The organism is Halocynthiibacter namhaensis (assembly GCF_000812685.1).
Lineage (GTDB): Bacteria > Pseudomonadota > Alphaproteobacteria > Rhodobacterales > Rhodobacteraceae > Halocynthiibacter > Halocynthiibacter namhaensis.
Map to the genome: position 1 here is coordinate 266,062 of NZ_JWIF01000074.1, position 21,609 is coordinate 287,670.

18 protein-coding genes are annotated in these 21,609 nt (G+C 54.8%); 9 read left to right on the top strand and 9 right to left on the bottom strand.

The window, feature by feature from the left end:
• Nucleotides 1-2 precede the first annotated feature (2 nt).
• Complete coding sequence (locus tag RJ38_RS17700; protein ID WP_039020158.1) at nucleotides 3-431, top strand: GlcG/HbpS family heme-binding protein; 429 nt, start codon at nucleotides 3-5, stop codon at nucleotides 429-431.
• 150 nt (nucleotides 432-581) lie between these two features.
• Nucleotides 582-1,340 carry a gamma-glutamyl-gamma-aminobutyrate hydrolase family protein gene (locus RJ38_RS17705; protein ID WP_420319427.1) on the top strand — a complete coding sequence of 253 codons (759 nt, stop codon included), beginning with the start codon at nucleotides 582-584 and terminating at the stop codon, nucleotides 1,338-1,340.
• A 224-nt stretch (nucleotides 1,341-1,564) separates the two neighbouring features.
• Here RJ38_RS17705 and RJ38_RS17710 read toward each other — a convergent pair whose 3' ends face one another.
• Together RJ38_RS17710 and RJ38_RS17715 are read right to left on the bottom strand one after the other, a co-directional pair.
• Complete coding sequence (locus RJ38_RS17710) at nucleotides 1,565-3,805, bottom strand: xanthine dehydrogenase family protein molybdopterin-binding subunit (RefSeq protein WP_039020160.1); 2,241 nt, start codon at nucleotides 3,803-3,805, stop codon at nucleotides 1,565-1,567.
• 3 nt (nucleotides 3,806-3,808) lie between these two features.
• The gene (locus RJ38_RS17715) at nucleotides 3,809-4,270 is read right to left on the bottom strand and encodes a (2Fe-2S)-binding protein (RefSeq protein WP_039020161.1); all 462 of its coding nucleotides are present in this window, start codon (nucleotides 4,268-4,270) and stop codon (nucleotides 3,809-3,811) included.
• A gap of 92 nt (nucleotides 4,271-4,362) precedes the next feature.
• Here RJ38_RS17715 and RJ38_RS17720 point away from each other — a divergent pair, with 92 nt between their 5' ends.
• Nucleotides 4,363-4,974 carry a TetR/AcrR family transcriptional regulator gene (locus RJ38_RS17720; protein WP_052245532.1) on the top strand — a complete coding sequence of 204 codons (612 nt, stop codon included), beginning with the start codon at nucleotides 4,363-4,365 and terminating at the stop codon, nucleotides 4,972-4,974.
• A gap of 125 nt (nucleotides 4,975-5,099) precedes the next feature.
• On the opposite strand, the gene kynA is transcribed toward RJ38_RS17720, so the two are convergent.
• Genes kynA through kynU form a run of 3 tightly spaced genes read right to left on the bottom strand, consistent with a single transcriptional unit; the run spans nucleotide 5,100 to nucleotide 7,623 of the window.
• Nucleotides 5,100-5,945, bottom strand: a complete 846-nt coding sequence (gene kynA / locus RJ38_RS17725; RefSeq protein WP_039020162.1) for a tryptophan 2,3-dioxygenase — start codon at nucleotides 5,943-5,945, stop codon at nucleotides 5,100-5,102.
• Complete coding sequence (locus tag RJ38_RS17730) at nucleotides 5,942-6,472, bottom strand: GNAT family N-acetyltransferase (RefSeq protein WP_039020163.1); 531 nt, start codon at nucleotides 6,470-6,472, stop codon at nucleotides 5,942-5,944. Before RJ38_RS17730 ends, kynA begins: the two co-directional genes overlap by 4 nt.
• A complete protein-coding gene (gene kynU / locus RJ38_RS17735) occupies nucleotides 6,430-7,623 on the bottom strand; it encodes a kynureninase (RefSeq protein ID WP_039020164.1) in 1,194 nt (397 codons plus the stop codon). The genes RJ38_RS17730 and kynU overlap by 43 nt, the downstream gene beginning before the upstream one ends.
• A 309-nt stretch (nucleotides 7,624-7,932) precedes the next feature.
• Between kynU and RJ38_RS17740 the strand changes: the two genes are divergently transcribed.
• Entirely contained in the window at nucleotides 7,933-9,504 is a 1,572-nt protein-coding gene (locus RJ38_RS17740; RefSeq protein WP_039020165.1) for a Re/Si-specific NAD(P)(+) transhydrogenase subunit alpha, read from the top strand.
• A gap of 13 nt (nucleotides 9,505-9,517) precedes the next feature.
• The gene (locus RJ38_RS17745) at nucleotides 9,518-10,951 is read left to right on the top strand and encodes an NAD(P)(+) transhydrogenase (Re/Si-specific) subunit beta (RefSeq protein ID WP_039020166.1); all 1,434 of its coding nucleotides are present in this window, start codon (nucleotides 9,518-9,520) and stop codon (nucleotides 10,949-10,951) included.
• Between the two features lie 68 nt (nucleotides 10,952-11,019).
• On the opposite strand, the gene RJ38_RS19550 is transcribed toward RJ38_RS17745, so the two are convergent.
• Complete coding sequence (locus RJ38_RS19550; protein WP_156121928.1) at nucleotides 11,020-11,139, bottom strand: YHYH domain-containing protein; 120 nt, start codon at nucleotides 11,137-11,139, stop codon at nucleotides 11,020-11,022.
• Between the two features lie 207 nt (nucleotides 11,140-11,346).
• On the opposite strand from RJ38_RS19550, the gene RJ38_RS17750 reads away from it, so the two are divergent.
• Complete coding sequence (locus RJ38_RS17750) at nucleotides 11,347-12,615, top strand: DUF3422 family protein (protein WP_039020167.1); 1,269 nt, start codon at nucleotides 11,347-11,349, stop codon at nucleotides 12,613-12,615.
• 153 nt (nucleotides 12,616-12,768) lie between these two features.
• Here RJ38_RS17750 and RJ38_RS17755 read toward each other — a convergent pair whose 3' ends face one another.
• From RJ38_RS17755 to RJ38_RS17765, 3 genes are all read right to left on the bottom strand, one after another.
• Complete coding sequence (locus RJ38_RS17755) at nucleotides 12,769-13,779, bottom strand: ABC transporter permease (RefSeq protein WP_052245533.1); 1,011 nt, start codon at nucleotides 13,777-13,779, stop codon at nucleotides 12,769-12,771.
• Complete coding sequence (locus RJ38_RS17760) at nucleotides 13,772-14,779, bottom strand: ABC transporter permease (protein ID WP_039020168.1); 1,008 nt, start codon at nucleotides 14,777-14,779, stop codon at nucleotides 13,772-13,774. Before RJ38_RS17760 ends, RJ38_RS17755 begins: the two co-directional genes overlap by 8 nt.
• 100 nt (nucleotides 14,780-14,879) lie before the next feature.
• Nucleotides 14,880-16,580, bottom strand: coding sequence for a peptide ABC transporter substrate-binding protein (locus RJ38_RS17765; RefSeq protein WP_039020169.1), 1,701 nt, complete (start codon nucleotides 16,578-16,580; stop codon nucleotides 14,880-14,882).
• 456 nt (nucleotides 16,581-17,036) lie between these two features.
• Here RJ38_RS17765 and RJ38_RS17770 point away from each other — a divergent pair, with 456 nt between their 5' ends.
• From RJ38_RS17770 to RJ38_RS17780, 3 genes are all read left to right on the top strand, one after another.
• Complete coding sequence (locus RJ38_RS17770) at nucleotides 17,037-18,857, top strand: ABC transporter ATP-binding protein (RefSeq protein ID WP_039020170.1); 1,821 nt, start codon at nucleotides 17,037-17,039, stop codon at nucleotides 18,855-18,857.
• A gap of 219 nt (nucleotides 18,858-19,076) precedes the next feature.
• Complete coding sequence (argE, locus tag RJ38_RS17775) at nucleotides 19,077-20,255, top strand: acetylornithine deacetylase (protein ID WP_039020171.1); 1,179 nt, start codon at nucleotides 19,077-19,079, stop codon at nucleotides 20,253-20,255.
• Entirely contained in the window at nucleotides 20,252-21,595 is a 1,344-nt protein-coding gene (locus RJ38_RS17780) for an NAD(P)/FAD-dependent oxidoreductase (protein ID WP_039020172.1), read from the top strand. Before argE ends, RJ38_RS17780 begins: the two co-directional genes overlap by 4 nt.
• Nucleotides 21,596-21,609 lie beyond the last annotated feature (14 nt).

Below are 21,609 nucleotides of genomic sequence, written 5' to 3' on the forward strand. Positions count from 1 at the left end.
AAATGTCTGAAATTTCAATGGATCAAGCGCAGGTCATGATGAAGGTCGCGCTGGAAAAAGGCCGCGAGATGGGGCTAAAGCCGCTGTCTGTGGTCGTGCTGGATGCGGGTGGTCATGTGAAAACGTTTCTGCGCGAAGATGGTGCTGCTCCGGGCCGATTCCCCATTGCCCACGGCAAAGCCTACGGCGCTGTCATGTTGGGCATGGCGGGCACCGCACAGATGGCGCGCGCAGAACAGCAGGCCTATTTCATGGCGGCAGTGAACGGTGTGTACGGCGGACAAGTTGTGCCCGTGCCAGGTGGCGTTTTGGTGCGTGACGGCGCGGGCAAAGTGGTCGGCGCAGTTGGCTTGACGGGTGATACGTCTGACAATGACGCGATTGCTGCCAAGGCTGGCGTCGAAGCTGCTGGGTTGATCGCCGAGATCTGATTTCACGCCTAAGTGAATATCCGTAATGAATATGTACAAAGCGCACAGGCTCCCTCATGAACCTGTGCGCTTTTGCGTTGTGAAAAGGCTCGACCAATAGGGATACCGGCGTTAGATTGCTTGGCAATTCAATTGATGCAGGAGAGAGCCGTGCGCCCGGTTATAGGTATTATTTCAAACTCTTACGAGATGAACGATCAATATCCGGTGTTTGCTGCCGGCACCATGAACACCGAAGCCGTCGCCCATGTGTGTCGCTGTATGCCGATGATCATCCCCGCGACGCCGAAATATGGCACGGTCGAAGAACTCATGGCGCTTTGTGATGGGTTTATTTTGACCGGCGCGCAGCCCAATGTGCACCCCTCGGAATATGGCCATGAAGAAACCGAAGCCCATGGCAGTTTTGATCGCGATCGCGATGCGCTGGCCTTGCCATTGGTGCGCGCCTGCGTTGAGGCGGGCCAACCCGTGATGGGCATTTGCCGTGGCTTCCAAGAAGTTAACGTCGCCATGGGCGGCACGCTGCACCCTGAAATTCGCGAACTTGACGGGCGCAACAATCACCGCATGCCGCCCGATGGCACATTGGCTGAAAAGTTCGAACTACGTCACGATGTAGAAGTATCCGAGGACGGCCCCTTCCACAAAATCTTCGGCGCAAAACGCGTCTTCACCAACACACTGCACGGCCAAGGCATCTGCCAACCCGGCCCGCGCGTGGTGATTGATGGCCGCGCGGACGACGGAACCCCAGAAGCGATCTACATCAAAGATGCCCCCGGATTTACCTGTTCGGTTCAATGGCATCCAGAATGGAACACCGCCAACGACCCCGTCTCACGCCCCTTGTTTGAGGCCTTCGGCGACGCTGTTCGCGCTTTCAAATCTGCCCGCACAGATCGTTGATCGCCAAACCAGGGCGATTATTTCACCTTCTGCAAATACTCCGGGGGTGTCAGCGCAGCTGACGGGGGCTGGCCCCCATGGGGCGCGTAAGCGTGGGGGGAAATGATGTGGCACGCGAAGCGTGGGGGGGAATGATTTGGCACGCGAAGCGTGCCGGGCCCAACAGGTGACATTCGTCAGAATGAGAACTTGGCGGGAGAAATCCCTTCCCGCCAAGAGCTACCTTAGTATTTGAAATCAAACGTCTTGTTCAAAGGCAATTCGCGTGCGCGGGTGCCGGTGAGGTCAAACAAAGCATTCGCCAGTGCAGGTGCGATCGGTGGTGTTCCGGGTTCACCCGCACCGCCAAGGTGTTCCTGCGCTTCCAAAATCGCGACTTCCACTTCGGGCATTGTGTGCATGCGGGTCGCGTCAAAATCGGGGAAGTTATATTGTTCGACTTCGCCATTTGAAAAGGTGATTTCTTCATAGATCGCAGCCGACAGACCATAAACCATGCCACCAAACATCTGTGCTTCGATGATGGACGGATCAAGGGCCGTGCCCATATCACAAGCGATCCAGACCTTATTCACATGAATGCCGCTGTCTTGTTGCACCACTTCCACCACCTGGGCCACGGGCGTGCCAAAGCTATAGGCAAATGCCACACCGCGCCCGACACCTTCTGGTGTTGAACCGGTCCAGGCGGACATTTCGCGCACTTTCTCAAGGCAAGCCGCCCCTTCGGGGAATTCCTCACGCATATGTTGCAGGCGGAACTCAAGCGGGTCCACACCGGCGGCATGGGCCATTTCATCCATGAAACTGTCCTGGAAAAACGCATTGAAAGACGCCGCCACAGACCGCCAGGCCCCAACAGGCACATCAACATCCGCGTGATAGCCGCGCACGCGGTGGTTCTCAATCGCGTAGGGTGCGTTAAAGATCGCATCCACATGGCCTTTGTCCGGGCCACCGACCTCAAAATCCATCCAACGTTTCATGACTTGAACTGTGGTGGATTGGGCTGAAACTTGACCATCCAAAAGCACCGCACGCCCATCCTTCACCGCACCTTTCATCCGTGCAAGCGCACCAGGGCGGTAGAAATCATGGCGCATGTCTTCTTCGCGCGACCAGGTCAACATCACAGGCGTGCCCTGCATCTGCACCGCGAGGCGTGCGACATAGCTGGTGTAGTCGAAATCACCGCGACGGCCAAAACCTCCGCCCAGATAAGGCGTGTGCAAAGTGACCTGTTCTTCCGTCAAGCCGGCCTCAGCGGCGGCATGTTGACGGTGTAACATCGGTCCCTGATTGCCCGACCAGATCTCCATTGCGTCTCCGGTATAAAGCGCAGTTGCATTCAGGGGTTCCATGGCCGCATGGGCGAGATAGGGGGCTTTGTATTGCGCCTCAACTGCAAGGCTGCCTGTAGGCGCGCCCGCCTCAGCGTCACCGTCATCTCGCATGGTTGAGTTCGCTTCAAGGTCGAACCCTTGTTCGATGCGGGCAAAGATTTGGTCGGTTTCGTTTGGATAGAGCGCAGCACCCCAGGTGACCTCCACGGCTTCAAGGGCCTGCATCGCAAGCCATGTGTTATTGGCGACAACGGCGATGGCGTCCCCAAGATCATAGACCCCTTCGACGCCGGGCATGGTTTCAGCAGCACTGGCATCAAATTTGGTCATACCTGTGCGTTTGGGGTTGGCCCGTAGGGCTGCGAATTTCAGCCCTTCAGGGCGCACATCCATGCCATATTGCGCTGTGCCTGTGACCTTACCGGCCATATCCACGCGGGGCATGCTTTTGCCGATGTATTTCCACTCGGATGCGGGGCGCAATTCAGGTTCGCTCAAATCCATTTGACCGGCTTCAGCCGCAAGTTCTGTATAGGCAAGCGTTGTGCCGTCAGCTGCGATGACTTGGCCGTTCTCTGTCTTTAGCTGTGATTTCGCCACGCCCAGACGGGCGGCTGCCGCATCTTTTAAGGCCTCACGCGCCGAGGCCCCGGCCAAGCGCATTTGCGTAAACCCATCCTTCATGGCGGATGAGCCACCGGTCACCTGCATGTTCAAAACTTTGCCCAACACGCCAAGGGTTTCCCCCAATGCGTGGGCGAAACCGCCGCGATCATAACCGTTTCCGGGAACCAACTCACCAAGCAGGGCGCTGTTGTAATAAGCTTGGGCGGGTTGCCCTTGCAGGACGCGTACGTCCTCAAGGCGTACATCAAGCTCTTCGGCGATCAAAGCGGCCAATGTGGTGCGTGATCCTTGGCCCATTTCCACATGTTTCGCGATCAAGGTGATACCGTTTTGGTCGATCAGCACAAAGGGATTGAAGGCCGCGCCACCTTCAGGTGTTTTCAAGGGGTTCTCAGCGGGGCGGTTGACATACCAAGCGCCAAAAGCGGCCCCACCGACAATGGCGGCGGACCCAATCAGGAAGGTGCGGCGGGCGATTTTACGAATATTGGCCATGGGTTAGCCTCCGATCTTGCTGGCGGCGTCATGGATGGCGGCGCGAATACGGGGGTAGGTGCCACAGCGGCAAAGGTTGCCCTGCATGGCGTCATCAATATCTTGATCCGTCGGGGTAGGGTTTTGTGCCAAAAGGCTTGCGGCTTGCATGATCTGACCCGATTGACACCAACCACATTGCGCGACTTGATGGTCTAGCCATGACTGTTGGATCACGGCCATATTGTCTGGTGTGCCTAGGCCTTCAATCGTGGTGACGTCGCCCCAAACATCGCCAAGCGCGACCTGGCAAGACCGTTGCGCTTCGCCATCAATATGCACAGTGCAGGCGCCGCAGGCGGAAACCCCACAGCCAAACTTTGTGCCGGTCATGCCGAATTCATCGCGCAGAACCCACAATAGGGGCACATCTTCGGGCAGGTCGGTGTTTAGCTGTTTGCCGTTTACAGTCAGTCGGGTGGCCATGGCTTCCTCCGGGGTTTTGATTTCTGACAATATTGCCTTTAAGTGTCAAGATGTCAATTGACATTTTTCACCAAAACTGTCAGAGACGGCATATGACGATTGACACGCAGACCATCCCCACCGCCCAAAGCGCTGATCCCAAGGTGTATTCCATCCTAGAGGCGGCCTTTACCTGTTTTGTGAATTACGGTGTGCAACGCACGTCGATGGCCGATATTGCCAAGGCTGCGGGCATGTCACGTCCGGCACTATATCTGCATTTCCCCAATAAAGACGCGATTCTAAGTGGTCTGGTGCATGGGTATTTCCAGAAGGCCTCTGCGGATATGACACAGGCGCTGGCCCAACCCGGAACGCCAGCGCAGCGCTTGTTGGCCGCGATGCATGCGAAGGATGGGGATATGTTGGAAAAACTAATGGCGACCCCACATGGGCCGGAACTTTTGGATGTGAAACGCACTGCGGCAAGTGATATTGTGGCCCAGGGCGAAGCGCAGATGAAGGCGGTATTTTCGGACTGGATCAGGCAAGGCCTATCTGATGGGTTTTTAACCATGGCCCGAGTTCCCGGCACGCCCGAGAGCTTCGCACATACTTTATTGCTGACATTGATTGGTCTTAAGACGGGTTTCACCACCGTTGAAAGCTATCGCGAAAGCCAACGTCAAATTGCGGAAAGCTTTGGTGCGATGTTGCAAGCGTAGCGGGGGCCAGCCCCCGCACCCCCGGGATATTTGCACTGATAAGAAAGGCATGAGGTTTTCTATTTCTTTTCAGTAAAAATATCTCGGGGGAGTCCCGCAGGGACGGGGGCTGGCCCCCTTTGATCTTACAGTTCGGTACGTAAATGCCAAAGTTCAGGGAAGATCTCTACATCCAGCATCTTGCGCAGATAGCTTGTACCGGATGTGCCGCCGGTGCCGCGCTTGAATCCAATGATGCGTTCGACCGTTGTGACGTGGTTAAAGCGCCAGCGGCGGAAATAATCCTCAAAATCAACCAGTTTTTCTGCCAACTCATAGAGTTCCCAATATTTGGACGGGTCTTTATAGACCACACTCCAGGCTTGCATCACGGCGTCATTGGCGTGATAGGCATCAGATAGATCGCGGTTCAGGACATCATCGGGGACCGATATTCCGCCCGCATTCAGCGCGCGCAGGGCGACGTCGTAAAGCGAGGGTTCTTGCAATTCCGCCATCAAGGGCCCGACATATTCTTCGCGATGGGCATGGGGCTTTAGCATGGCTTTGTTGCGATTGCCGACCATGAATTCGACCAGGCGATATTGCCAGGATTGAAATCCCGAACTTTGGCCCAAAGTCTCGCGGAAGGTGGTGTAATCAGAGGGTGTCATCGTGCGCAAGACATCCCAGGCATTGTTGAGTTGTTCGAAAATGCGGGCCACACGCGACAGCATTTTGAAAGCCGGGCGGGTTTCGCCTGCCAGTAATAGTTTGCGCGCGGCACGCAATTCATGGATCGCAAGGCGCATCCAGAGTTCGGATGTTTGGTGCTGAATGATGAACAACATTTCATCATGGGCGTCAGACACCGGGTTTTGCGCCGAAAGGATCGGATCAAGTGACAGGTAATCGGAATAGGACATCCGCCCGTCAAAGCGCATTTGTGGGCCGTCATCTTCAGGATTGAAGGGGCATTTTTGTTCAGTCATTTTGTGTCTCGTATGATATGCGACATGCGGAAACGCTGGATCTCGACGCCGTCGCGGGTAATGGTTTCTGGGGCATCCACCTGCCAGCCGTTCCTTTCAAAGAAGGGCCGTGCAAGGTGGCTTGCCTCAGTGTGCAGGCGGGTTAGGTCAGCACCGCGCGCCCATTCATACAATTGGTCATAGAGATTTTGCGCCAGGCCGCGACCCATCCAGCAGGACCGCACAAAGGCGAGGTCAAGGTGGCCGTTTCGTTCCATCGCGAAAAAGCCTTCAAGACGTCCCGGCTGATCAGGGTTTTCAGCCACGATGGCAACCATATCAAGCATCTTATCCGGGGTCTCAGGGCGGAAACCATCAAGAGGCGCCCAAGCCGCGCGTTGCGCAGGCGTGTAAGCCCGCGCCGCACCATTATGTACGGCGTCATAATAGACGTCGAAACCGGCGCGGCGGTCACTTTCGCGATATGGACGCAGGATGAGATCACTTAGGTGACACGGCTTTTGATCTTGTATTCTGGCTTGTCCCATAGGTCGTTCTCCATCACGTCTTTCAGGATGGACACTGCGCCGTCAACGTCGGCCTCATTAATGTAAAGCGGGGTAAAGCCAAATCGGATGATGTTAGGTGCGCGGAAATCACCGATCACACCGCGTGCAATCATGGCTTGCATGATGGCGTAGCCCTCAGCGTGACGGAAAGACACTTGGCTGCCGCGTTTCGTGCCATCACGCGGTGAGGCAAGCGTCAGGGTTGGACAGGTGGCTTCAACCCCCGCAATGAACCGATCACACAGGTTGATCGAAGCCTTGCGAATATCCTGCATGTCGATCTGATCCCAGATGTCCATCGAGGCTTCCAACGCGGCGAGTTGGAACACCGGCGGGGTGCCAACGCGCATACGTTCAATGCCCGCACCTGGGCGGTAGTCCAAATCAAATGCGAAAGGTGCGTCATGACCAAGCCAGCCAGACAGGGCCGGGCGCGCCACGTCTTGGTGACGGGGTGCCACATAGATAAACGCCGGGCCACCGGGGCCAGAATTCAGGTATTTATAGGTGCAACCGACAGCGAAATCAGCATTGCAACCCGCCAGATCCACGGGCAGGGCCCCTGCGGAATGGGCCAAATCCCAGATGGTGATAATGCCAAGGGATTGCGCCTTTGCGGTTAGGGCTTTCATGTCATGCATGCGTCCTGTGCGGTAATCCACCTCGGTCAACATCAGAACGGCGATGTCTTCCGAGAGGGCGTCTTCAACCGCTTCCGGCTCCACTGTGCGCAGCGCGTAATCGTCGCCCATGGTTTTGCACAGCCCATCCGCCATGTATAAATCCGTCGGGAAATTGCCATTGTCAGACAGCACGATTTTACGGTCTGGGTTCATTTCGAGGGCTGAGGCCACGGCCTGATAGACTTTGATCGATAATGTGTCGCCCATGACAATTGTGTTTTTCTCGGCGCCAACCAAACGCGCGATACGGTCGCCAAGGTCGGTGGGCTTGTTCATCCATCCGGCCTTGTTCCAACCGGTGATCAACATGTCGCCCCATTCATCCGTGATGGTGCGTTCAACTTTCGCGGCGGTGGCCCAAGGCATCGCACCCAAAGAATTCCCATCAAGGTAAATCATGCCCTTCGGAATGTGGAACATCGCTTTGGTGGTGGCGAAATCGGGCATGGGTCTCTCCGGTTTTATAAGATGCTTCATGCATAAAGCATCCTGCCTTGGCAAAAAGCAAGTGTGAAGACGAAATCGCCCGATAGATTCGGGGTGCAATGGTATGCGAATGCATACTTTTCCCTTTGCCGAAAGTTTTTCAAAATTCCCCGCATTTTTTGACGGCGAAACATCATCACGGTTGCGTCATGCTGTTGTGAAATATTGTTACTCAGGTTAAGCAGTCTGGGACTGAAAAATGTCGCACATGGCAACTATATTGTCGTGGCGGAGATTTTTCCGGAATGTAGTAGGAATAGGGGAACAGGTTTGAAAATCGGGGCACCAAAGGAAACATTTGCCGGGGAAGCGCGCGTTGCTATGACGCCGGATTCGGCGATACAATTGCAAAAATTGGGCTATGACTGCGCGATTGAAAGCGGCGCGGGCGAAGCTGCGGGTTTTTCCAACGCAATGTATAAAGACGCCAATGTCGAGGTTCTCAAAACCGGCGCGGCGCTGTTTAAGGCCTGTGATATCGTGGCCAAAGTACGCCAACCTGATGCGACGGAATTGAAACGTTTGCACAAAGATCAGACGCTGATCTCCTTCTTTAATCCGGCGGCCAACGACGACGGCATGGAAGCAGCGAAAGCCAAGGGCGCAAACGTCATCGCCATGGAAATGGTGCCACGTATTTCGCGTGCGCAGAAAATGGATGCCCTGTCATCCATGGCCAATATCGCGGGTTATCGCGCGGTGATTGAGGCGGGCAACAACTTTGGTCGCTTCTTCACGGGTCAAATCACAGCAGCGGGCAAAGTGCCCCCGGCGAAGGTTTTGATCGTTGGTGCGGGCGTTGCAGGTTTGGCGGCGATTGGCACATCCACAAGCCTTGGCGCGATCACATTGGCGTTTGACGTGCGGCCTGAAGCTGCGGAACAAGTTGAATCCATGGGGGCCGAATTTGTCTACCTCGACTTTGAGGAAGAACAGGCGGACGGCGCGTCCTCTGGTGGTTATGCCTCTGTGTCTTCCCCCGAGTTCCGCGAAGCGCAGCTTGCGAAATTCCGTGAACTCGCACCTGACGTTGACATCGTGATCACCACAGCCCTGATCCCGAACCGCGAAGCGCCGGAATTATGGACCGAAGACATGGTCGCCATGATGAAACCGGGTTCCGTGATCGTGGACCTGGCGGCTGAAAAAGGCGGCAACTGTAAACTGACCGTGATGGATGAGAAAATCGTCACAGATAATGGCGTGACGATTGTGGGTTACACCGATTTCCCATCGCGCATGGCGGCCCAGGCATCGACCCTGTATGCGACCAATATCCGTCACATGATGGCTGATTTGACCCCTGAAAAGGACGGCCAGATCAATCACAACATGGAAGATGACGTGATCCGCGGCGCGACCGTGGCCTTTGAGGGCGAGATCACCTTCCCGCCACCGCCGCCAAAAGTCCAAGCGATTGCCGCGAAACCCAAGGACGTCGTTCCAGAACTGACGCCCGAGGAAAAACGCGCGGCAGAAACCGCAGCGTTCCAAGCCCAGACCAAACAACAGGTGATCCTGCTGTCGGTTGGCGCGGCCTTCTTGCTGGGTGTGGGGCTTGTGGCCCCAGCCAGCTTTATGCAGCATTTCATCGTCTTTGTGCTGTCGATTTTCATCGGTTTCCAGGTGATCTGGGGCGTGGCACATTCATTGCACACACCGCTTATGGCGGTGACCAACGCAATTTCTTCCATCGTGATTTTGGGTGCCTTGATGCAGATCGGATCCGGGTCGTTCCTGGTGATCCTCCTGTCGAGCCTCGCGGTGTTTATGGCCGGGATCAACATCTTTGGCGGCTTCATGGTGACACGGCGTATGCTCGCCATGTTCCAGAAATCTTAAGGGGGCCGAATACATGGATTACGGTTTTACAACAGCGGCTTATGTCGTCGCAGCGGTTCTTTTCATTCTGTCGCTTGGGGGGCTTTCCAGCCAGGAAAACGCCAAGCGCGCGATCTGGTATGGCATTGTCGGCATGGCTTTGGCCGTTGCGGCGACGCTTATGGGGCCGGGCTCTGGCCTGTGGTTCCTGTCGATCGTTTTGATCGCAGGGGGTGCTGTGATCGGCTGGCAATTGGCCAATAAAGTGCAGATGACACAGATGCCTGAACTGGTGGCAGCGATGCATTCACTTGTCGGTCTGGCAGCGGTGTTCATCGGCTATAACGCCCATCTTGAATTGGGCAATGTTCTGGCGATGACAGCAGATGAGAAACACGGTTTGGAGGGTTTTGCAGCCCTTCTGGCCCATAAATCAGGCGTTGAAATTGCGATCCTTCGGGTCGAGCTGTTCCTTGGCGTCTTTATCGGTGCCGTGACTTTCACAGGTTCCATCGTTGCTTATGGCAAATTGGCGGGCAAGTTGAATTCCAAGGCGGAAAAACTGCCCGGCGGTCATATGTTGAACGCGGGTGCTGCGGCGATTTCTGTTTTGACGTTGATTTGGTATTTCAACACAGGCGGTTTCTTTCCGCTGTTCCTGATGACCTTGGCGGCGCTGTTCATCGGCTACCACCTGATCATGGGCATTGGCGGCGCGGATATGCCGGTTGTTGTGTCCATGTTGAACAGCTATTCCGGCTGGGCTGCGGCGGCGATTGGTTTCAGCCTCGGCAATGATCTGTTGATCGTTGTGGGCGCGCTTGTGGGCTCAAGCGGGGCGATCCTGTCTTACATCATGTGCAAGGCGATGAACCGGTCGTTTGTGTCGGTGATCCTGGGCGGCTTTGGCGGCACCACGGGCCCTGCGATGGAAGTTGAAGGCGAACAGATCGCGATTGAAGCCGATGGCGTGGCCAGCGCTTTGGATGAGGCCGACAGCATTGTCATCATCCCGGGTTACGGCATGGCGGTGGCCCAGGCACAACAAAACGTGGCTGAACTGACCCGTCGTTTGCGTGCCAAAGGCAAGACCGTGCGCTTTGCGATCCACCCTGTTGCGGGGCGTCTGCCTGGCCATATGAACGTGCTGCTGGCCGAAGCCAAAGTGCCCTATGACATCGTGATGGAGATGGATGAAATCAACGATGATTTCCCTGAAACCGACGTGGCGATTGTGATCGGGTCCAATGACATCGTGAACCCGGCAGCCCAAGAAGATCCCAACAGCCCAATCGCGGGCATGCCGGTTCTGGAATGCTGGAAAGCCAAGCAGGTGTTTGTGTCCAAACGCGGTCAAGGTACCGGTTATTCCGGCATCGAAAATCCATTGTTCTTCAAGGAAAACACCCGGATGTTTTATGGCGATGCGAAAGCCAGCTTGGATCAATTGCTGACGATGATTCAGTAGGATAACTGGAAAATGAAATGGAAAAGGCCCGCAATATTGCGGGCCTTTTTGTATTTGTGATGTGGCCTTTAATGACAGTGATATGGGCGCGAGCCCGCATGACAGCCATCTTTATTAGTGCCGCCGGAATGGGCGATGGCAGATGTGCAGGTTAAAAGAACGACGAGAAAGGTAAATACAGATTTCATGTGTTAATCCATTATTAAGTAAGGTTAATGGATCAACCGTAGGGTGAAGTAAGCTTATGGGCAATCCCTGACTGCCTTGGGATTGTGCTGTATACAATGGTATTCTGTAACATCTTGAAAGATATAGATTTTTATCTTTACTACAGGGAGAATTTCGGTTTAGCGTCCGCCTAAGAGACTAGGGTAAGACTGGGGCAGGACAGGCAGATGAATGCGATTATTGACCATCAGCAGCGTTATGCGCTGGCAAATGAGCTGCACGCGCGGCCTTTTCCAACGCTGAGTGTTGGCGCGACTGCGATCTATTTGGCGGTGAAGCGCCCGGCGGATGCCGCAAGGCGTGACAGAGGGGCGGATTTGGCCCATCTTTTGGCTTTGCTTGACCACTTTGGCGCAGATCATCCCCGGCCTGGTGCCACGCATTATTCTGGGCGTCTTGGCCAGCATCAGATCAAATGGGAAAGCCACACGGAATTCGTGAGCTATACGTTATTTGTTGATGGGCGCGGGGTGGACGGTGATGGGTTCGGACTGTTTCCACGCGATTGGCTGATGGAAATGCCTGGGGTCCGCTTGACCTCGGCCGTGATCCAAGTCAGCGAAAAACCTGCGGATAAGGCCGATCTGGCGCGTGTGTTGAAAGAAGACTTTGTCCCAGAAAGCTTGGCTGCCAGCAATGTGTTGGATGGGGCCGCAATCATCGCTGGCGATTTTCGCATTGATGCGCAGGGGCAGATGCGGTTTCGGGTGATTGCTGCGCCAAAGACTGGTGCGCAACGGATTGGCCGGATCGTGCAGCGTCTGTGCGAAATCGAGACCTACAAGGCGATGTCGATGCTGGGATATCAGCGCGCGAAGGATGTGTCACGTGACCTAGGTGGGATCGATATGCGTCTTAACCGCTTGATCAATCGGATGAGCGGCGCCGAACCCGAGGCAGTCTTGTCAGCGCTTTTGCCTTTGACGGCGGAATTGGAAGCGATTTCGGCACAGACGGCGTTTCGGTTTTCGGGCACCCGGGCCTATAGCAGTTTGGTTGCGGATAAGATCGCCGTGCTGCGGGAACGTCGTATTGGCGGGCGGCAAACCTTTGAGGAGTTCATGTCGCGCCGGTTTGAACCGACGATGCGCACCTCTGAGGCGGTTGAGGCCCAGTTGCAAAATATCTCAGCGCGGGCGTTTCGAGCGGCAGAATTGCTGCGCACGCGTGTAGAAGTGGAACGTTCTGCACAGAACCAGCTCTTGCTTGAAAGCATGGATCGTCGCGCGGATCAGCAGCTGCATTTGCAAAAGACCGTTGAGGGTCTGTCCGTGGTGGCGATCAGCTATTATGCAGTGAATTTGGCAAGCTATGCGCTGTACCCTCTGGCGATACCCGCAGGGTTGGATAAGGCGATGTTGACAGCGATGCTGATCCCGCCTGTGATTGCTGCGGTTTGGTTGACGGTTCGGCGGATCCGCAATGCGTTGCATTAAATCCAGCGAAGATCGCTTGGGCACGTATGGGACATGCGGTGGGGCGTGAATGAGACACAGAAAACGGCCCGTGCATTTCTGCCGGGCCGTTTTATATTGGGTGGTCGGAATTTTTGAAAAATTCCGGAACGGTTTCTTTCAAAGAAACCGGGGCTAGCGCCCGCGGATCCGTGGATCCAATGCGTCACGCAGGCCGTCACCGATGTAGTTCACAGAAAGAACCGTCAGTGAGATGGCAAGACCTGGGTAGATCACGCGCTCTGGGTAAGAGACCAAGAAGTCAGTGCTATCAAACAGAAGGCGTCCCCAAGTCGGGAAATCCGGTGGAAAACCGAGGCCCAAGAAAGATAGGGCCGATTCTGTGATGATCGCGTTGGCGATCCCCAAAGTCGCTGACACCATGATCGGGGACATCACGTTCGGTAGAACGTGGCGCATGATCAACTTGGAATTGGTGGTGCCGATGGAACGGGCTGCCAGAACGAACTCACGTTCCTTGATGGCAAGTACATCGCCACGCACAATCCGCGCCGTGGGCATCCAGCTGGTGATACCAATCGCGGTGACCATCAGAATGAAGGCGCCCATTTCCGGCCCAAAGTTTGAATTCAGCGTGTCGCGAAACAGCATGAACATCACAAGGAGCAACGGCAGAAGGGGCAGGGCGAGGAACAAGTCCGTCGTCCGCATCAGCAGGCCATCAAGCTTTTTGAAGAACCCAGCCAACACGCCGACCAATGTCCCTACGAACAAAGCCAAAAGCATCGCTGTGACGCCAACAGCCAAGGACACTTGCCCCCCTTTGATGACCCGTGCGAGGTTGTCACGCCCCAGCTGATCTGTGCCCAAAGGATGTGCCCAATAGACCTTCAATCCGGTTTCGGCTTTCATCGAGATTGGGTCCGCCAAACATCGTCCGATCATTCCCCAGTCCTGCGAAAAGCAAGAACTGATGGCACGCGCGTTCTTAGCACGAATGTCGATGAAGGTCGCATCGGTTGACCAAAGCCAAGGCCCCAGAAGGATACCAAAGACGATCAACAGGAAGACGAAAGCCCCAATCATCGCGCCGCGGTGGGTGCGGAACTGTGCCCAGACATCCCACCACTGGCTGCGAGACGCGCTTGCGGCGATGTCCTGTTGGGTTACGGTTTTATCAGTCATAGCGGATCCTCGGATCAAGCACGCCGTACAGGACATCGGCAATCAGGTTAAAGAGAATGATCAATACGGCGAAGATCACGGTCAGGGTTTGCACCATCGGAATGTCATTGGCCTGAATGGCGGTGATCAGAAGCTGACCAAGGCCGTTCACCTTAAACACTTGTTCCGTGATGATAGCGCCTGAAAATACAGTCGGCACACCCAAAGCAATCACGGTCACAACCGGGATCATTGAGTTGCGCATCACATGCACCAAGACCACAGCTTTTTCGCCAAGCCCTTTGGCCCGCGCTGTGCGAACGTAATCTTGGTTGAGATTGTCCAGCATGGATGCGCGCATAAAGCGGCTGATTTGGGCTGCGTTATACAGCGCAAGCACTGACACTGGCAGGACCATTTGTTTGACTTGTTTTACGAAGTTCGCCCAGCTGTCGACCACAAGGGTGGTATCATAGATTGACGGGAACCAGCCCAGATTGACCGAGAAGATCACAATCAGCAGAACACCCGTAAAGAAGGTCGGTACAGAAAAGCCAACCATCGAAATGAAGGTACCGATCTGGTCAAACCAGCTGTATTGTTTATAGGCTGAAATAACGCCGATTGGCAGCGCAATCAATGTCCCAACCAAATAGCCAAGCCCAACAACCCATAGGGTCTGTGGGATGCGTTGCCAGACGATATCCATCACCGGGGACCGGCTTTGGAATGAGATAATCCGCTGTTGATCCCAGTAGGTGTTCAAACCGGTGAGCTGCTCGATGGTGTACATCGGCTCAATCCAGAAGAAGGCATAGAACCATTTCACAAAGCGAACAAATGGGTTCTGCCCCAGGCCAAGGGATTCACGGATAGCCGCCTTAACTTCAGCAGGGATCGACAACGGCAAACTTGCAGTTGGATCACCTGGCGCCATGGCCAGCAGCATGAAGATGACGAAGGAGATGAAGAACAACGTCAAAACGGATATGCCCGATCGACGAATGATAAAATTGAGCATTGAGGTGCCTCAGGATGCGCGTTCCGGGTAAGACTTGCCCCGCGAAAGGGCGGGGCAAGTCCGTTCTATGTGTCAGGCAGCGTGGCTACCTGTAACGGGATTAGCCGTCAACACGATGCCAATCAGCAACATTCCAAAGTTCGCTATCCCATGTGTTCAGGATAACGCCACCAAGGGTGTTTGCATGTGCAGATACACGACCACGGTCCACAAGTGGGATGATCACATATTCTTGCATCAGCATGTCGTTCATGGCTTTTGCCAGACGTGCACGCTCATTCAGATCACCAGTTGTCGCCATTTCAGCAACCAAGGCGTCATATTCATCGGAACAGAAGCGCGGCATGTTGTTGCCCTGCCATTGTGTTTCAGGGCGTGGTGCCTGCTCACAAGCCCAGTTCGCCATGTATGACTCAGGGTCTGTACCGTCAAAGTTGTTCGCGTACATTTCAACGTCAGCAAAGAACTTCTGGAAGGTGTCGTTGGACGCTGGATCGCCGCCGAAGAACACAGATGCGTCGATGTTGCGCAACTCGGTTTCAACACCGATTTCTGCCCACCACTGTTTGATCAGCGCTTGGAAATCCTGGCGCACAGCGTTTGTGGATGTTTGGTACAGCATGGACAGACGAACGCCGTCTTTTGCACGAACACCGTCAGAACCCATGGCCCAGCCAGCGCCGTCCAGAAGTGCGTTTGCCGCTGCGATGTCTTGTACAAGGCATGCGTCATTTGCAGAGGACTTGTAGATCGCAGGTGCTGGCAGAACGTTACAAGTCGGGCGACCTGCGGTGCCATAGCCGATTTCAACCAGAAGGTCGCGATCGATTGCCATGGACAGTGCTTTACGCACGTTGATGTCTGACAGGAATGGGTGCGCATTATCAGCAGTACCACGACGATCGCCAAGATCAGCAGAAACGTCAGTTTGGTTGACCATGATACGCTCAACAAGGGTACCGAAGGAAGATACAACAGTACCTTTGCCTGCGGACGCCATTTCAGCAAGCACGTCTGGTGCAAGTTGCAGGTTCCAAGCGTAGTCGAATTCGCCGGTTGCCAGAACTGCACGACCAGCGTCAGTTGCGGATCCGCCACCTTTCAAGGTCGCTGTTGCGAATGCTGGTTTAGATGCATCGCGGTAGTTCGGGTTCGCAGCCAAAGACACAACGTCATTGGAACGGAAGTCAGTTACGGTGAACGGACCAGTACCCTGTGGTTTGAAGTTCGCATCTGTACACTCAGGTGCTTTTGCACCGAGACAGTCTGCAAATTGTGCTGCCTGGATGATTGGCGCTTGTGCACCAACAAATGGGCCGTATGGGAAAGGCTTGGACACACCAAAGTGTACAGTCACGGTGCGATCATCAACGATTTCAACATCGGTCACATCGTTGTATTTCTCAGTCTGAGCACATCCGCCGCCTTCAGCAGTACAATACTGCCAAGAAAAACGTACATCCGCAGAGGTCACAGCAGAACCGTCAGCCCAAAGAAGGCCTTCTTTTAGGGTCCATGTGATGGATGTCAGGTCTTCAGACACGCCGCCGTTTGCAACTGTTGGAACGGATTCCGCAAGCCAAGCAACCATGGTGCCTTCTTCGTTGTAACGTGCGAGTGGCTCAATCACGAGGCTGGCTGCCTCAAGTTCTTTCGTGCCACCGGATAGATATGGGTTCATGCCAGATGGGGCTTGCCAATAGATGATATTGACGTGACCGTCTGCGCCACGTTCCGCCATGGCAGCCGGGGCCATTGCAAAAGCAGCTGCAGCACCCAGAAGGGTTGCTTTGAAGTTCATGTTTCTCTCCTTGTTGGTGATCCCGATCAAAGTGAACGGAACCGAAGTAGGTTTTGACGATGGTTTTTCTTTTCTCATTGGCCTTATGCGGGCCTGAAAAACTCTTCGACAAGTGATGTTAGTTCAGACAATCCGTAAGAGAAAAGCAAGTCGCTTACCCAAATTAAAAGAATTTTAATGAATTGACGCTGTGAAACGTAATTTTTTAACGCGTCGAGACGATTCTTGGACATGTTCGAAAATCGCAGCTGACATGTCTAGATACCGCTGAGGTCCCGCCAATCGGCCCATCCCCATGGAATCGATTCTGTTTGCGATGTTCTTTGCCTTTATTCACTGTTTATAAATCTTTCGTGATTTTCTGTGTTTCGCGTTAGTTGTTTGACAGGGCTGCAATCCGGTGCGTAGCTTGCACGGGAAAACAGCAAAAATAACAAAATCCGGGGGGAATATTTCATGTTGGACAAGCCACTTGTTGATATTCAAAATCTACGCGTTGAGTTCGAAACCTCAAGCGGGCTTGTTGTCGGCGTGGAGGACGTGTCCTTTCATGTGAAACCCGGCGAAACCCTTTGTATCGTAGGTGAATCAGGTTCGGGTAAGTCCGTTTCCTCTTTGTCGATGATGCGGCTTGTGGAATTTGGCGGCGGTGAAATTGCCGGCGGCTCGCTTAAGTTTGATCGCGGCGAAAAAGGTGTGGTCGACATTGAAAATGCCGATTCTGCTTTGATGCGCGAAATTCGCGGCAATGAAATCGCGATGATCTTCCAGGAACCCATGACGGCCCTGAATCCGGTGTTCACGGTTGGCCGCCAGCTGACCGAAGGGCTGAAAGTTCACAAAGGCATGAACAAGGCGCAAGCCAAGGAACGTGCGATTGAACTTTTGAAGCAGGTGCGCATCCCGGAACCTGAACGCCGTTTCGATCAATACCCGCATGAGTTATCAGGTGGCATGCGCCAGCGCGTGGTGATTGCGATCGCCATGGCTTGCGAACCCAAAGTTCTGATCGCCGATGAACCGACCACCGCACTTGATGTGACGATCCAGGCTGAAATCCTTGCATTGATTGACCGTTTGAAACGCGAAAATGACATGGCCGTGATCTTTATCACCCATGACATGGCCGTGGTGGCGCAGATGGCGGATCGCGTGCTTGTGATGTTCCGCGGCAATATGGTCGAAGAGGGGACCGTCGAAGAAGTCTTTGAAAACCCCAAAGAAGATTACACCAAAGCCCTGCTGGCCGCCGTGCCGCGCCTTGGTGAAATGAAGGGCAAATCCAACCCCGAACCCATGCGCCTGATTGGCCAGCCTGAACCAAAAGCACTTGATGCACCCGTGGTTGATCCCAAACCGCTGCTTGAGGTCAAAAACCTGATCACGCGGTTCCCGGTGAAAAAGGGCGTCATCCAAAAAGTCGTGGCCAATGTGCATGCGGTGGAAGACGTGAGCTTTACCATCAATGCCGGGCAAACTGTGTCGCTTGTGGGGGAATCTGGCTGCGGTAAATCCACGGTGGGGCGGTCGATCCTGCGTTTGGTTGAACCGACCTCTGGTCAGGTCTCCATGGAAGGCAAGGATATTCTTTCCCTGTCGCCCGAAGAAATGCGTATGGAACGTCGCGATATGCAGATGATCTTCCAGGATCCATTTGCCTCGCTCAACCCGCAGGTGCGTCTGTTTGATCAGGTGGCCGAGCCTCTGCGCAATTATAACATCTGTTCCGGTTCGGAACTGGAAGATCGTGTTGCCAACCTGTTTGACCGGGTGAAACTGCCACGCACGTTTATGCGTCGGTATCCGCATGAGATGTCCGGTGGCCAGCGTCAGCGTGTGGCGATTGCGCGTGCTTTGGCTTTGAACCCGAAACTGATCATCGCGGATGAAGCCGTGTCAGCATTGGACGTGTCCGTGCAGGCCGAAGTTCTGAACTTGATGATGGAATTGCAGGCCGAGCTTGGCCTCGCTTTCTTGTTTATCAGCCACGATATGGCCGTTGTCGAACGCGTCAGCCATATCACAGCTGTGATGTATCTGGGTCGGATCGTTGAGATCGGCCCACGCGCGCAGGTGTTTGAAAACCCACAACACGCTTACACCAAATCGCTAATGTCTGCGGTGCCTGTCGCTGATCCACGCAGGAAAATGATCGGTAAGGAATTGAACTTTAAACCAATTCCGTCGCCAATCTTCCCGGTAAGCCACACCGCAGGCCCTTCAGAATACGAAGAAATCGGCCCGGAACACTTCATCCTGAAGGGTGACTGGTACTGATCTTTCTTCGCCCTGTGCTGTGTCATCAGCGCAGGGCGAATTTTATTTGGCCCTTCGGGAATACGTTATTTCCACGGTATGGGCTTCGCTTGATCGATCTTGTACGAATGACTTGAAACCCTGTCTTTCCCTGGATGTTTCGTAATATCTAGGGATGCGATCTGACGGGGGGCAAGAAAGACGTGCAATGACTTATTATGAAAAGAAGATGGACCTTCGATGAGTATGAACCTCTCTGCCCTTGAGATCATGACAAAACTGATCTCTTTCCCGACCGTCAGCCGCGACAGCAACCTTGATCTGATCGACTGGGTGGAAAGCTATCTTGCATCCCACGGCATTGCATCTACCCGCGTGCCAAACCCCGAGGGCAATAAATCCGCGATCTATGCGTCGGTTGGCCCAGATGCGCCTGGCGGTGTTGTTCTGTCTGGTCACACAGATGTTGTGCCGGTGGATGGGCAGGATTGGTCAAGCGATCCTTGGACTGTGACGGAACGCGACGGGCGGTATTACGGTCGTGGCACCTGTGACATGAAGGGCTTTGATGCAATCGCGCTTTGGGCCATGGCGCAGGCGGCGAAATTGCATGCAGATGGCAAGTTGAAGAAACCTCTCCAGGTGGCCCTGTCGTATGACGAGGAAATCGGTTGCACCGGTGCCCCGCCGATGATTGCGCATATGGTTGCAAACACGGATATTCCGCGCGCAGAAGCTGCGATTATTGGTGAACCTTCCACCATGCAAGCGGTCACCGGCCATAAGGGCGGTTTCGGCTGGGATGTGCATGTGAAGGGCTTTGAAGTGCACTCATCCCTGATGCACACGGGCGTTTCTGCCATCCTGGAAAGCGCAAAGATCCTGACCTGGATCAACGAGACCAACGCAGAACTGGCCGCAAAAACCCCAAGCGCTATTGCAGGCATGTTTAATCCCCCGTTCACCACCGTGCATTCCGGCACGATTGAGGGCGGCACAGCGGGCAATATCACAGCAGGGGATTGCCGGTTTGACCTTGATTTTCGTATTGTTGCGGACGAAGACCGCGCCCAGTGGGAAGCCCGTCTTCTGCCGTTTGTCGCCGACTTGGATGCGGAACTAAAAGCCCGTCACCCCGACGCCGGTGTGATCATGGTTGAGGATTTCTCTCTGCCGCCTTTGCGCCCGGAAAAAGATGGTGCGGCGGAAACTCTTGTGCGCGCGATCACCGGTGACAACGCCAGCCATGTTGTGTCTTACGGCACTGAGGCCGGGCAATTCCAAGAAGGTGGGTATTCCGCCGTGGTCTGTGGCCCCGGTGACATTGCGCAAGCGCATCAACCGGATGAATTTATTGAGATTTCTGAGTTTAACGCCGGTGTTGGCTTTATGGATAAGCTTCTGGTTCGCCTGCAATGACAAAACCCTTCCGCCTGCCTGACCCCGCGCCATATCGCGGGGCGCTGCCGGATGCTGTTGATCTGGCCATTATCGGCGGCGGGATCATCGGCATCACCACAGCGCTTTATGCAGCGCGGGCGGGCTTGTCGGTTGTGGTGCTGGAAAAGGGCCGTGTTGCAGCGGAACAATCCAGCCGCAATTGGGGCTGGATCCGCATGCAGGGGCGGGATTTTGATGAGATCCCCATCATGCAGGAGGCACAGCAGCTTTGGCAGGATCTTGACACGGACAGCAATGGCGCAATGGGCCTGCGGTCCTGCGGTGTCACCTATCTGGCGCGTGATGCGGCGAAGATGGATCTGTATCGCGACTGGTTGGAAAAGGCGAAACCTTACGGCGTCAGCAGCCAAATCCTTGACCGCGCACAAATTGATCAGATGCTGGGGACCCCAAAAGGGGACTGGATTGGCGGGTTGAATACCCCCACCGACATGAAGGCCGAACCTGATGTTGCCGTGCCATTGATGGGGGATCTGGCACGCGATGCCGGGGCGCAGATCATTGAGGGCTGTGCCGTGCGTGGTCTCGATATGGTCGCAGGCAAAGTCGCGGGTGTTGTAACCGAAGCCGGAAAAATCGCTTGTGATCAAGTGGTTCTGGCCGGTGGTGCTTGGTCACCCTTGTTCCTGCGGCAACATGGTATTTCGATCCCGCAAACATCCGTGCGCAACACGGCTTGCGCGACGTCGCCGGTTTCTGGCCCGGAAATGACCTGCGCCGTGGACCCTGATTTCGCCATGCGCCCGCGTGAAGATGGGGGCTTTACGCTTGCGCCGTCCACCGACACGGATGTCTATATTGGGCCCGATGTGATCCGCCTGATGCGCTGGTATCTGCCCTTTGTGTTCAGTGGTGGATTTAAAGTAAGCCTGCGTCCGCCCGCGCCAAAGCATTTCCCCGATGCGCTGTTCACCGCGCGGCGCTGGAATGACGCCAATGAAACACCGTTTGAACGCATGCGCATCCTGTCGCCCAAACCGGACATGAAAAAAGTTGCGGCCACGGTGAAGGCGTTCAATCGCGCTTGGCCCGATACCGCTGAGGCAACGGTCGCAGATGCTTGGGCCGGGATGATTGATGTGCTGCCTGATGTTGTGCCCGTGGTCGATCGCGTGGAAAAACTGCCCGGCCTGACTGTGGCGACGGGCATGTGTGGCCATGGGTTTGGCATCGGTCCGGCCTTTGGTCGTATCCTTGCTGATATGGTGCAGGGGCGCGATGTGGGTTACGATATGACGCGTTTTCGTCTGTCGCGTTTTTCTGATGGCTCGCCCATGGTGCCTGGCCCAAATGTTTAGCCGAATGTATGAAG